This window comes from Amycolatopsis stemonae (assembly GCF_054781455.1).
The window spans coordinates 460,671-473,127 of sequence record NZ_BAAGUJ010000005.1; the positions used below are offsets into that span (position 1 = coordinate 460,671).

The 12,457-nt window shown below is 73.0% G+C and carries 13 protein-coding genes; 4 read left to right on the forward strand and 9 right to left on the reverse strand.

The features are described from left to right. Positions 1-50: 50 nt before the first annotated feature. The 4 genes from ACYVLJ_RS21605 to ACYVLJ_RS21620 are packed head-to-tail and all read right to left on the reverse strand — an operon-like array spanning position 51 to position 3,563. Positions 51-971: a VOC family protein gene (locus ACYVLJ_RS21605; protein WP_460440019.1), complete on the reverse strand. Its 921-nt coding sequence runs from the start codon at positions 969-971 to the stop codon at positions 51-53. 17 nt (positions 972-988) lie between these two features. After that, positions 989-2,176, reverse strand: a complete 1,188-nt coding sequence (locus tag ACYVLJ_RS21610) for an acyl-CoA dehydrogenase family protein (RefSeq protein WP_460440020.1) — start codon at positions 2,174-2,176, stop codon at positions 989-991. Positions 2,177-2,202: 26 nt separating this feature from the next. Next, positions 2,203-2,724: a flavin reductase family protein gene (locus ACYVLJ_RS21615; protein ID WP_460440021.1), complete on the reverse strand. Its 522-nt coding sequence runs from the start codon at positions 2,722-2,724 to the stop codon at positions 2,203-2,205. Beyond that, positions 2,721-3,563, reverse strand: coding sequence for a fumarylacetoacetate hydrolase family protein (locus ACYVLJ_RS21620; protein WP_460440022.1), 843 nt, complete (start codon positions 3,561-3,563; stop codon positions 2,721-2,723). Before ACYVLJ_RS21620 ends, ACYVLJ_RS21615 begins: the two co-directional genes overlap by 4 nt. Positions 3,564-3,727: 164 nt before the next feature. Between ACYVLJ_RS21620 and ACYVLJ_RS21625 the strand changes: the two genes are divergently transcribed. The 3 genes from ACYVLJ_RS21625 (at position 3,728) to ACYVLJ_RS21635 (ending at position 6,763) form a co-directional block, all read left to right on the forward strand. Then, positions 3,728-4,417 carry a GntR family transcriptional regulator gene (locus tag ACYVLJ_RS21625; protein ID WP_460440023.1) on the forward strand — a complete coding sequence of 230 codons (690 nt, stop codon included), beginning with the start codon at positions 3,728-3,730 and terminating at the stop codon, positions 4,415-4,417. A gap of 34 nt (positions 4,418-4,451) precedes the next feature. Beyond that, a complete protein-coding gene (locus tag ACYVLJ_RS21630; RefSeq protein ID WP_460440024.1) occupies positions 4,452-5,495 on the forward strand; it encodes an amidohydrolase family protein in 1,044 nt (347 codons plus the stop codon). A gap of 206 nt (positions 5,496-5,701) precedes the next feature. Continuing rightward, positions 5,702-6,763, forward strand: a complete 1,062-nt coding sequence (locus ACYVLJ_RS21635) for a hypothetical protein (protein WP_460440025.1) — start codon at positions 5,702-5,704, stop codon at positions 6,761-6,763. A gap of 6 nt (positions 6,764-6,769) precedes the next feature. On the opposite strand, the gene ACYVLJ_RS21640 is transcribed toward ACYVLJ_RS21635, so the two are convergent. The 5 genes from ACYVLJ_RS21640 to ACYVLJ_RS21660 all read right to left on the reverse strand — a co-directional run bounded on the left by ACYVLJ_RS21640 (position 6,770) and on the right by ACYVLJ_RS21660 (position 11,346). Then, the gene (locus ACYVLJ_RS21640; protein ID WP_460440026.1) at positions 6,770-7,564 is read right to left on the reverse strand and encodes an HTD2 family dehydratase; all 795 of its coding nucleotides are present in this window, start codon (positions 7,562-7,564) and stop codon (positions 6,770-6,772) included. Then, the gene (locus tag ACYVLJ_RS21645) at positions 7,561-8,715 is read right to left on the reverse strand and encodes an acyl-CoA dehydrogenase family protein (protein WP_460440027.1); all 1,155 of its coding nucleotides are present in this window, start codon (positions 8,713-8,715) and stop codon (positions 7,561-7,563) included. The genes ACYVLJ_RS21640 and ACYVLJ_RS21645 overlap by 4 nt, the downstream gene beginning before the upstream one ends. Before the next feature lie 6 nt (positions 8,716-8,721). Beyond that, entirely contained in the window at positions 8,722-9,864 is a 1,143-nt protein-coding gene (locus tag ACYVLJ_RS21650; protein WP_460440028.1) for an acyl-CoA dehydrogenase family protein, read from the reverse strand. 155 nt (positions 9,865-10,019) lie between these two features. Next, a complete protein-coding gene (locus tag ACYVLJ_RS21655; RefSeq protein ID WP_460440029.1) occupies positions 10,020-10,364 on the reverse strand; it encodes a hypothetical protein in 345 nt (114 codons plus the stop codon). An 88-nt stretch (positions 10,365-10,452) separates the two neighbouring features. After that, positions 10,453-11,346 (reverse strand): LLM class flavin-dependent oxidoreductase, encoded by an 894-nt coding sequence (locus tag ACYVLJ_RS21660; RefSeq protein ID WP_460440030.1) that lies wholly within the window; start codon positions 11,344-11,346, stop codon positions 10,453-10,455. 151 nt (positions 11,347-11,497) lie between these two features. Between ACYVLJ_RS21660 and ACYVLJ_RS21665 the strand changes: the two genes are divergently transcribed. Then, a complete protein-coding gene (locus tag ACYVLJ_RS21665; RefSeq protein WP_460440031.1) occupies positions 11,498-12,379 on the forward strand; it encodes a LysR family transcriptional regulator in 882 nt (293 codons plus the stop codon). The last annotated feature ends 78 nt before the right edge of the window (positions 12,380-12,457 follow it).

A 12,457-nucleotide genomic window follows, 5' to 3' on the forward strand; every position in this document is an offset into this window, starting at 1 on the left:
CGCGACCGCCGGGCGCGTTCCTTAAGGCGATCCACAGCTACGCGGCCGGTTCAAGCACCGTCGTGGGCGTCGGCCATCAGGTCGGCCAGGTCCTCCGGCGCGAGGAACGACGGCGGGGGCGGCGGGCCCCACGCGTACAGGCTCTTCTCGCCCGCGACGACCCGCGGTTCCCAGAGCTGGTCTTCGAGGATGCAGTCGATGTCGGAGTAGTACTCGGAGAAGTTGCCCGCCGGGTCGCGCAGGTACCAGAAGAAGTTCGAGCCGATGTAGTGCCGGCCCAGCCCCCAGGTGTGGCGTTCAGGGTGGCCCTGGAGCATGGCGGTGGCGCCGCGGCCGACCTCGTCGACGTCGTCGACCTCCCACGACGTGTGGTGCAGGAAGCTCACCGGCGCCTGCTGCACGAGCACGTTGTGGTGGTCGGTGGAGCAGCGCATGAACGCGGCCAGGCCCGGCGCCTCGTCGCTGACCTTGAAGCCGAGGCCTTCGGTGAAGAACCGCTGGGTGGCGGCCTGGTCGGTCGAGCCGAACACGACGTGGCCGAGCTTGCGCGGCCGCACCGCCGGTTCCCGGTCGATGCCGGGCGCGCGGGTGTTCGCCCGCCGGATGGCCCCGGGCCCGTTGTACACCACGGGTTCCGGCGGTTCCTGCTTCAGCCGCGCAGCGACCGACACGACGACGTCGAGCCCGGTGGCCGGGTCCTTTGTGTGCAGTGCGTCGCCGTCGATGCGGCTCTCGACGTCGAGGCGGGCCAGGGACGCGGTGATGCGGCCGAGGTCGTCCGGGTCGTCGGCGCCGATACCGAGGGTGAGCAGCCGGCGGTGCGGGGTCTGCTTGAGCTCCAGCTGCTCGCCGCCGTCGGCGGTGGCGAAGCCGGACGCGGTCGGCGTCAGGCCGAACTCCGTGTAGTACTTGGCGGTTTCGTCGACGTCCGGGACGCCGATGGCGATCTTGGTCAGGCGGTGCAGGCTCATGACGGGTCCTTCCGGAGTCAGATGAGCGGGGTGATCTGGTCGTCGCGCCCGAGCAGGGCCTTGCCGTAGACCTCGTAGTTGACCGCGGGCAGCACGATCGCGTGCCGCGCGGCGACCGCGGAGTCGCGCCAGATCCGCTGCAGCGGGTTGACCTCGGCGAAGCTGCCCGCGCCGTGCGCCGAGAGCAGGATGTCGATGGCGCGGGTGATGTTCTCGACGGCCCAGCCCGTGTCGGCGCGGGTCCGGGCGCGGGCTTCGAGATCGGGGTAGGCACCGGCCGACGCAGCGTCGATGTCGTCGGCCGCGCGGTAGGCGTGCAGGTGGGCGGTGTCGATCCGCATCGCGGCCTCGGCGAGCTGGAGCTGGAAGGCGACGGAGTCCGCCTGCGTCGCGTAGTTCGTGTAGGAGATCGGCTTCCGCGCGGCCTTCTCGCGGACGATCTGCAGTGCCTTGCGGCCGAGCCCGAGCTGCGGCCCGGCCAGTACCAGCGTCAGCACCGGAACGAGCGCGGCCCGGAACAGGTCTTCTTCGGGCTCGCCGTTCGCGTACTGCCCGCCGATGGCCGGCGGCACCGACAGCACCCGGTGCGCGGGCACGAAGACGTCGTCGGCGATCAGGCAGTTGGACCCCGACGAGCGCATCCCGGCGACGAACCAGGTGTCCTCGAAGCCGAGGTCCGTGCGGGGGAGCAGCGCCGTGCCCTGGTCGACGACCTCGCCGCGCTCGTCGGTCAGCGGGACGCCCAGCGCCGCCCAGTCGGCGTGCCATGAGCCGGAGTTGTAGTACCAGCGCCCGGTGACGCGCCAGCCACCGTCCACTTTGGTCGTCTCGGCGGTCGGGGACAGGACACCGGACACCTTCGCGTCCGGGTTCGCCCCCCAGACGTCGTCCTGCGCCTGCGGGCTGAACAACCCGGCGAGCCACGCGCAGACGTTGCTGAGCGCGACCACCCAGGCCGTGCCGCCGTCCGCTTCGCCGACCGCGGCCGACACGTCGAGCATCGCACGCACCGGCAGCCCGTACCCGCCGTAGCGCCGTGGCTGGGCGATCTTGAACGCGCCGGCGTCGGTCAGCGCGGCGATGCTCTCTTCGACGACCCGCCGGTCGGCTTCGCCCTGGGCGGCGTTCTTCGCGAGCAGGGGCCGGAGGTCGGCGATGCGGGCGAGCACCTGCTCGGCCGTGGGGCGTTCGGTCGCGAGGGTCATGACGGCGGTGTCCTTTCCTGGCGGGGTCAGCGGGCGCAGGCGGCGATCTGGTCGGTGATGCGCGGGCGGGGCCGCTCGGCGAACCGCGAGTGGGTGCCGAACGTGCGGTGGGCGTACACGAGCGGCGGCACGTCGGTCCGGCCCAGGTCGGTGACCAGGCCGAACAGCAGCAGGTGGTCGCCGGCTTCGACGACCCGGTCCAGGTCGCAGGCCACCCAGCCGGCGGCGTCGCGCAGCCGGGGCAGCCCACGGTCGGCGAACCACGCGGTCTCGCCGCCGAACCGGTCGGCGCCGCGCGTGGCGAACCGGACGGCGAGGTCGTCCTGGCCCTCGCCGAGCAGGTTGACGCCGAACCGGCCCGCGCCGAGGATCTCGGCCAGCAGCGCCGAACGGCGGTCGAAGGCGACGCTCACCAGCGGCGGGTCGAGCGACAGGGACGTGAACGAACTGACCGTCGCGCCGTGCGGCCCCGGTGCGGTGACGACGGTGACCGGTGCGCAGACCGCCGCCATCACCGCGCGGAACCGGCGTCCGTCCACAGTGGTCATGACGGCTCCGTGAACCGGTGGCGCATCGAGCCGATGCCCTCGACGGTCGTCACCAGCTCGTCCCCGGCGGTCAGGAACCGTTGCGGGGAGCGGGCCATGCCGACGCCGGCCGGGGTGCCGGTGAAGATCACGTCGCCGGGCCGCAGCGGCAGGATCGCCGACAGCCGCGCGACGATCTCGGGCACCGGGAAGATCAGGTCGCTGGTGCGCCCCTTCTGCACGGGTTCGCCGTTGACCTCGCAGCCGAGCACGAGGTCGTCGCGGTCGGCGAACTCGTCCGGCGTGACCAGCCACGGCCCGGTGGGCCCGAAGCCGGGCGCGGACTTGCCGAGGCTGAACTGCGGGGCGGGCCCGGCCAGTTGCACGGTGCGGTCGGAGAGGTCCTGGCCGGCGGTGAGCCCGGCGATGTGGTCCCAGCCGTGCTCGGCCGCGACGTTGCGCGCCTCGCGGCCGACGACCGCGACCAGCTCGACCTCCCAGTCCACTGTGGACCCGGTCAGCGCGATCTCCCCGGTCGGCCCGGTGAGGCAGCTGGGGAACTTGGTGAACACGGCGGGGGAGTCCGGCAGGCCGAGCCCGGACTCGGCCGCGTGGTCGCGGTAGTTGAGCCCGACGCCGAAGACCTGCGCCGGGGTGGGGGAGGGCGCGCCGAGGCCGGCTTCGTCGAACGCCTCGGCGCCGTCGGGTCCGGCGTCGGAAGCCCAGGCCGTGAACTCGTCCCAGCGGGCGTAGACGGCATGGGGGTCGGCGGAGAAGCGCCGGTCGCTGGCGCGCTCGACGTCGACCGCGCCGCCTTCGGTGAGGAGGACGAGCCGGCCGGCGAGGGTGGCGATCCGCATCGGAGTGCCTTTCGGTCGAGGAAACCCGGCGCCGTGGTCCACTCGGTCGCGCCCCCGGGCCGGCCGGGCGGCGAGGTGCGCCGGTCACCTCATACTCTGCCCGTGATAAGCGACTGTCAAGAGAAGAATCGATTATTGCGCGGAGAGTGTGTTACCGTTTCGGCATGGCGAAGAGAGCGGGCGGCGAGAGCCTGGCCGTGTCGGTGTACCACCGGCTGCGGCTGGCGATCCTCAACGGAGAACTGGCCCCGGGCGAGCGCGTCAAGCCCGGTGAGCTGAGCGCGGAGTTCGAGGTCAGCCTCAGCGTCGTGCGCGAGGCGCTCGGCCTGCTCGCCGCCCAGGACCTCGTGCAGGTCGACCGCAACCGCGGCTTCCGGATCACCCCGCTGTCGATGCAGGCCCTCACCGACCTGACCGAGGCCCGCGTGGTCAACGAAGGTTCGGCGCTGCGGCTTTCCGTGCTGCGCGGGGGCGTCACGTGGGAGTCGGAAGTCCTGGCCGCGCACCACCGGCTCGCCGGCCGGCCGATGCTCCTGCCCGGGCCGTCGATGCGGCGCAACGAGGAGTGGGCCCGCGCGCACCTGGAGTTCCACCACACGCTGATCAAGGCGTGCGGCAACGCCGTCCTGCTCGACATCTGCACCCGGCTGTCCGACGCTGCGGAGCTGTACCGCGCCTGGTCCGGACCCGGCGGCGAGCAGCTCCACCGCGACGTCGCGGGCGAGCACCAAGGCCTGGTCGACGCCGCGCTGGCGCACGACCCCGAGCTGGCCGTCGCCCGGTTCGAGGCACACGTCAACCGCACGCGGGAGATCCTGATGGAGACCAGCTTCAGCGCCGAGCCCGCGTCCTGACGCCCACCGCACCTCCGCTTCCCGGGAAGGCTTCATGACCAAGACCGCCCTGACCGGCGTCCGCGTCTTCGACGGCACCGGCTTGACCGAACCGGCCACCGTCGTGCTGGACGGCCCGCTGATCGGCACCGACCCGGCCGGCGCCGAGGTCGTCGACGGCGCCGGCGCGACCCTGCTGCCGGGGCTCTTCGACGCCCACGTCCACCTGCTCACCCCGGACGACCTGCGGGCGCTGGCCGCCCACGGCGTCACGACGGCGCTCGACATGGCGTGCTGGCCCCGCGAGCGCGTCGACTCCTTCCGCGGCCGGGTGCCCGACATCCGCAGCGCCGGCGTGCCCGCCATCGGCCCCGGCGGCACCCACGCGAAGATGCCCGGCATGCCCGCGGAGGCGATCCTCACCGCGCCCGGCCAGGCCGCGGACTTCGTCGCCCGCCGCGTCGCGGAGGGGGCCGACTACGTCAAGGTCGTCATCGAAGGCGACCTGCTCGACCAGGCCACGATCGACGCCGTGGTCGCCGCGGGCAAGGGCCACGGCAAGCTCACGGTCGCCCACGCCTCGTCCGTCGACGCCTACCGGCGGGCCGTCCGGGCCGGGGCGGACGTCGTCACCCACGTCCCGCGCGACGGTGTCCTGGACGCCGGGACGACGTCGAGGATGGTCGAGCAGGGCCAGGTCGCCGTGCCGACGCTGGCGATGATGGAAGCGCTGACGACCAAGCTCGGCGCGGACGGCTACGCGTTCAGCCGCGATTCGGTGGCGGCGCTGCACGCGGCCGGCGTGCCGGTCCTCGCGGGCACCGACGCGTTCTCCGCGCCGATGCTGCCGTTCCCGGTCGTCCAGGGGGCGAGCCTGCACCACGAGCTCGCGCTGCTGGTCGCGGCCGGGCTGTCCGAACGCGACGCCCTGCGCGCGGCGACCGACCTGCCCGCCCGGTACTTCGGCCTCCCCGACCGCGGGGCGGTCCGCGAAGGCCTGCGCGCGGACCTGGTGCTCGTCGACGGCGACCCGACCCGGGACATCACGGCGACCGCGAAGATCCGCCGGGTCTGGGCCGCGGGCACGGTGGTCGCGTGACCGGCGACCCGCTTGTGCTCCACTGTGGACGGAGTGCCGTTCCCCGCACCAGGTCCCGGCGTTCGGCACGGACCGGCTGCGGCGTCGGCCGGAGGCCGCCGGTCGGGGAGTTTCCCCAGTCCCCGGTCCTGAGCCGGGGCCGGTGATCGTCCCTTCCCTAGGTTCGGCCGGGGCGGCTGCCGGCCGCCGCGGACGAAGGGGAGACGATGAACTTCAGATCGCTGGGCTGCGTGCTGCTCGCGGCGGGCCTGCTGGGCCCGGGCCAGGTCGCGGCCGCCGCCACGACGGCAGCCGCGTGCACCTGGACGCCCACCGCGCTCGGCGCGGGCACGGCCGTGAGCGCGAGCGTGACCGCGACCGACGACAAGGGCGGCTTCACGGGCTGGGCGCTGCCGACCGACGAGTTCGGCGACACCACCCGGGCGGCCTCCTGGACGAACGGGACGTACGCCGACCTCGGCACGGCCGGGTCGCCCGGCGCGAAGGTGACCGCCGAGAACCGTTCGGGTGCCGTCGCCGGGACCGCGTACAGCACGATGTTCGGCTCCGGCTTCGTCTTCGAACGGGCGTTCAAGAGCTCCGGCGGCAAGCTGGTGGCGCTGCCGTCGCCGACGTCGAGCCAGCTGCCCGCGGGCTACACGCGGTCGGCCGCCGTCGGCATCACCGACTCGGGCGACGTCATCGGCGTGGTGCGCAAGCAGAACGGCACCGGGCTGACCGCGGTCCGCTGGCCCGCCGCCCAGCCGGACACCGTGACGCTCCTGACCGGCGCGCCGTCGTCCGGCATCGGCCCGGTCTCGGTCGACAGCGACGGCTCGATCCTGCTGACCAGCCTTGACATCTGGCGCGACGGGACGCTGACCCACCTCGGCACGGTGCCGGGCCTGCAGAACGCGTCGCCCGACACCATCAGGAACGGCCGCGTCGTCGGCAACGGCGTCTACGACGGCAAGAAGGTCGGCGTCTACTGGGACCAGCAGCACGCGGCCCACATCCTGCCGCACTCCAGCTACAACCTGGCCAACCTCAACCCGGGCTACACGCTCAACTCGGCCGGCCTGGTCGTCGGCCGGCTGGACGAGGCCGGCGGCGGCGACGATGCGGCGGGCACCGGTTACGGCGTCTGGAACCAGGGCACGTTCGCCGGCAAGTTCGGCGACGTCAAGGCGGACCTGCCCACGGTCGTCGGCGACGACGGAACGATCGGCGGCTACCGCTACGACAGCGCGACCACCCACTCGCACCCGTACCTGTGGCGCTGCTCCTGACCCGCGTCAGTGCGCGAGGCTCGTGCGGACTTCGCCGTCGGGCCCGGTCAGCTCGAGTTCGCCCGGCTGCGCGCTCAGCCGGGCGAGCTCGCCGCAGAACAGCGGGGCGCGGTGGCGGTGGGCCAGCCGCGTGACGTGCGTGCCGGGGAAGTCGAGCCGCAGGACCTCGGCCAGCGCGAGGGTCATCAGTGGCCCGTGGACGACGAGGCCGGGGTAGCCCTCGACGCCGGTGACGTAGGGCCAGTCGTAGTGGATGCGGTGCGGGTTCGCGGTGGCGGCGGAGAAGCGCATGAGCAGGGCCGGGTCGGTGGCGAAGTCCCAGGCACCCGGCCCGACCCGCCGGAACGGCGCGCCCACCGGGCCGAAGGCGGCCGGGCGCGGCGCGGCGGGCGTGCCCCGCTCGCGGTAGACCAGGTCCTGCCGCTCTTCGACGCACAGGCCGTCCGGTCCGGTGATCGTGGTCCGGACGACGACGATGACGAGCCTCCCGGACCGGCCGTCCTTCTCGGTCACGGAGTCCACAGTGGACTCTCGGGTCACCGGCGCACCGACGTGCAGCGGGCGGTGGAAGACGACTTCGCCGCCCGCGAACATCCGCCGCGGGAGGCCGACGTCGGGCAGGAAGCCGCCGCGGGCCGGGTGGCCGTCCGGGCCCAGCTCCGACGACGCGGGCCAGCGGGGGAGGGCGACCCAGTGCCACAGCGGCGGCAGCACGTCGCCGGGGCGCGGGGCGGGCAGGCCGTTGTCGAACAGTGCGGCCAGCGCCGCGACCGGCGCCGGGTCGACCAGCAGGGTCGTCACGAGCCGGAGATCTTGGTGCGGGCGATCAGCTGGGCGGCGATGACGTTGCGCTGGATTTCGTTGGTGCCTTCGCCGACGATCATCAGGGGCGCGTCGCGGAAGTAGCGTTCGACGTCGTATTCCTTGGAGTAGCCGTAGCCGCCGTGGACACGGATCGCGTCCAGCGCGACCTGCATCGCGGTCTCGGAGGCGAAGAGCTTGGCCATCCCGGCTTCCATGTCGGCCCGTTCTCCGGCGTCGAGCTTCTCGGCCGCGTCGAGGGTGAGCAGCCGGGCGGCGCGCATCTTGGTGGCCATGTCGGCGAGCAGGTTGCCGACGGACTGGTGCTGCCAGATGGGTTTGCCGAAGGATTCCCGTTCCTGCGCATAGCGGACGGCGTCGTTCAGCGCGGCCTGCCCGACGCCGAGCGCCCGCGCGGAGACCTGGATCCGGCCGACCTCCAGCCCGCGCATCATCTGCGCCCAGCCCTGGTTGGGCGTGCCGCCGAGCACGGCGTCCGCGGGCACGGCCATGTCGTCGAAGACCAGTTCGCACGCCTCGACGCCGCGGTAGCCCAGCTTCGGCAGCTTCGCGGAGATCGTGAGCCCGTCGCCGGGTTCGACGAGCAGCACGGACATCCCGCGGTGGGCGGGTTTCACGTCGCGGTCGGTGATGCAGAGCAGGCCGATGAGCCCGGAGTGGGCGGCGTTGGAGATCCACGTCTTGGCGCCGGTGATCGCGTAGCCGGCGTCCGCGGGGTCCGCGTGGGTGCGCATGGCCTGCAGGTCACTGCCGCCGCCGGGCTCGGTGAGCGCCATCGTCGCGCGGACCGTGCCGTCGGCCATCCGCGGGAGGTACTTCGCGCGCTGCTCCGGCGTGCCGAAGGTCTTGATCAAGTACGTGATGACGGAGTGGCCGCCGATGGCACCGGCCAGGCTCATCCAGCCGCGGGCCAGTTCTTCGGTGACGCGGGCGAAGCACGCCGTGCTGACGTCGACACCGCCGTACTCGGCGGGGACCAGGAGGCCGAAGAAGCCGAGTTCCTTCATCTCGTCGATGAATTCGGCGGGGTAGACGTCGTCGGCTTCGAACTCGCGGACGCGCGGGCGGACCCGCTCGTCGGCGAACTCGGCCACCAGCGCCACCATCTGCTTCTCGTCGTCGCTGAGCATCGCCGCCTACTTCCGTGCCCGGCGGACGAGCCCGCCGCCGATGATGAGCCGCTGGATCTCGCTGGTGCCTTCGTAGAGCCGCAGCAGCCGGATGTCGCGGTAGATCCGCTCGACCGGCACGTCCCGCATGTAGCCGGTGCCGCCGCGGACCTGCACCGCGAGGTCGGCGACCTGCCCGGCCATCTCCGTGCAGAACAGCTTCGCCGCGGACGGCCCGATCCGCCGGTCCTCCCCCGAGACGTACCGGGCCGCCGTCTCGCGCACCAGCGCCCGGCCGGCCATGACCCCGGTCTGCTGGTCGGCCAGCATCGCCTGGACCAGCTGGAACTCGCCGATCGGCGTCCCGGCCTGGGTGGCCGAGGCGGCGTAGGCGACGGACTCGTCGAGCGCGCGCTGCGCGGCCCCGACGGCGAGCGCGGCGATGTGGATGCGCCCGCGGGCCAGCGACGTCATCGCGGCGCGGTACCCGGCCTCCTCGTCGCCCCCGACCAGGCTCGACACCGGGATGCGGGCGCCGGTGAAGGTGACGTCGGCGGTCCAGGCGCCTTCCTGGCCCATCTTCCTGTCCTTGACCCCGACCTCGACCCCCGGCGTGCCGGCGGGCACGAGGAACACGGCGATGCCGCGGTCGGTGCGGGCGAAGGTGATGAAGAGGCCGGCGATGGGCGCGTTGGTGATGAAGCGCTTCTGCCCGTCGAGCACCCAGTTGTCGCCGTCGCGGACGGCTCTGGTGCGCAGCCCGGCCGGGTTCGAGCCGGCCCCGGGCTCGGTGAGCGCGAAGGAGGCGACGACCTCACCGGAGGCGATGCGCTCGAGCCACTGCTTCTTCTGCTCGTCGGTGCCGAAGCCGACCAGCACCTGCCCGGCGATACCGTTGTTGGTGCCGAACATCGACCGCAGCGCCAGCGAGGTGTAGCCGAACTCCATCGCCAGTTCGACGTCCTGGGTCAGGTCGAGGCCGAGCCCGCCCCACTCCTCGGGGATGGCGTAGCCGAACAGGCCCATTTCGGCGGCTTGCGCGCGCAGGTCGTCCGGGATCGCGTCGGCGTCCATGATCTCCTGCTCACGCGGGATCACCTTCGTGCGGACGAAGTCGCGCACCAGCGCCAGGATCGGCCGGAAGTCCTCGGGGGTAATCGCTGCTGCCATGCCCCTCACTATGGACCACGAACCCCGCCTTCACGGTCCTGACGGGCGTCAGCGCCGCGTCGCAGCCGTGGCCAGCTGCTCGCTGATCTGCTTCAGCAACTCCGTGGCCGCGTCGCCGAGGGCCGCCAGGTCGGCGAGGGTCGTCTCTTCGGTCTTCACGGGCACAGTTCTTCCTCGAAGGCTCGGTGATGGGCGATGACGGCGTCGGCGAACGCGGCGTGCACGCGGAGGTACTCCTCCAGGCCCACCGCCGTGTCCGCCCAGGCGTGCCAGCGGACGTGGGCCTCCGCGACGTCGATCTTCGCCGCCGCCGCGACCGTCGCCGGGCTCGTGCCGCCGAGGATCGCGTGGTGCATCAAGGAGGGTGACGAACTCTGGGCCAGCTCGGCCAGCGCCGTGAGGCGGGCCAGCTCGGCGAGGGCGTCTTGGGTGACCGGACGGCGGCGGGGCGCGGGGAGCTGCCGGGGGTTCCCGAGGCCGTCGGTCAGGACGCTGGTCATCAAACTACTCCTGGGCGGAAGAAGCTGAAACAGCCTGAACAACGAGCGTTTACCCCCGGGTAGTCCGGCTAAACGCGTGATCCCGATCTCACCGGGTCGTGGATGGCCGGCCCAAGTCGGCGAAGGCCGGCGCCAGCCGCTCCAGCACCGTGACGTCGGCGGTGAAGTCGTCCGTCGTCGGGGGCATGAGCAGGACGTGGTCGGCACCCGCGGCCAGGTGTTCGCGCACCTTGGCCGCGATCGCCTCGCCGCTGCCGTAGGCCACGACCTCGTCGGCGATCCGGGGCACGTCGTCCAGGGTGAAGTCCAAGCGGCGCAGCGCGTTCGCGAACGTCGGCAGGTTCAGCGTTCCCGTCATGCGCTCGATCGCCGCCGCCCTCGCGCGGGCGACGTCCGGGTCGGGGATCACCACCAAGCCGACCACCAGCAGCTTGTCCGGGCCCAGGACCGACCGCGCGTGGGCGGTGAACGCCGGGGGCAGGTTGGCCGGCACCGCGCCGTCCGCGATCTCCGCCGCCAGGGCCAGCATCTTCGGCCCGTTCGCGCCCAGGAGCCGCGGGTACTTCACGGCCGGTGCCGGCGGCCACGTCTCCGCGTCCATCCGCCCGACGTAATCGCGCATCGTCGCCAGCGGGCTGCCGAACTCCCGGCCGGTGCCCTCCGCCTGCTGCGGGTAGCCGACGCCCACGCCCAGCACCAGCCGGTCCGGGTGAGCGTCGGCGAGGAAGGCCGCGCCGGCGTGCAGGGTCTGCGGTTCGCGGGCCCAGATGTTGGCGATGCCGGTGCCGAACGTCAGCCGCTCGGTCGCGCCCAGCAGCACCGCCAGCTGCACCAGGGCGTCCTTGCCGCCGACGACCTCGTTCGTCCACGCCGTCCGGTAGCCGGCGGCCTCCAGCCGTCGCACGGCGTCGCGCTGGCTCGTGGCCGGAGGTGTGCGGGTGAACGAGATCGGCAGGTAGACGCCGACGGGTCCCAAGGTCACCATGGAACTCCCTTTCGTGGGGTGCTTGCTTCCACCGTGCCGTCACCGAGCGTGCCCGGTCCAATGAACGTTTCGCGAAACGTGACGCGGTTTGTGCATCACCGCAGGTCGCGGGCGCTCAACCGCGAGGACGGGAGGTTACGCTGGGAGCATGTCCGACCTCGACCTACGCCTGGTGCGCAGCTTCGCCGTCGTCGCGGAGCACCGGCACTTCGGCCGCGCCGCCGCCGAACTGCACCTCACGCAGTCGTCGCTGAGCCGGCAGATCATCCGGCTGGAGCAGCAGGTCGGCGCCCGGCTGCTGGACCGCACCCCGCAGGGCACCCGGCTCACCGAGGCCGGCGCGGCGTTCCTCCCGCTCGCCGCGGAGTTGCTGCGGTCGGGGGCGCACGCGGTGGCCCGCGCGCAGGCGGTCGCGCGGCCCAGCCGGATCACCATCGGCTACACGGGCAACCTGATCGTCACGCCGGCCGTGCGCGACCTGCGCCGGCGCCACCCCGACGCCGACGTCCGCACCCAGCACCTCGCCTGGGACGACGCCCGCGCGGCGCTGCTGGAGCACCGCGTCGACGTGGCGGTCGTCCGGCTGCCGCTGCGCGCGGCGCAGCTGCACGTGACGGTCCTCTACGACGAACCCCGCGTGCTGCTGCTCCCGCGGGACCACCGCCTGGCGGGCAAGGAGTCCGTGACCCTCGACGACATCGCCGACGAGCCGTTGCCGCGCGTCCTCGACGCGGAGTGGGACGCGTTCTGGCGCGTCGACCCGCGCCCGGACGGCCGTCCGGCGCCCGGCGGCCCGCTCATCGACGCGATCGAAGACAAGATCGAACTCGTGGCGAGCGGGCAGGCGGTGGCGATCATCCCGGCCGGACCGGGCGTCGTCAGCGGCTTCCGCCCGGACCTGACGACGGTGCCGCTGGAGGGGGTCGAGCCGAGCCAGGTGGCGGTGGCGACCCGTGCGGGCGAGCGCAACCGGCTCGTGGCGGCGTTCCGGAAGGGCGCGGCGGCGATCCTGACCGGACCCACCCCGTGACGTCCTTTGTGGACAGTGTGGTCAGCGGGGCGCGGTCTGCGTCCGGGAGGCCTGTTCGGCCCGCTTCCGCTCGATCGC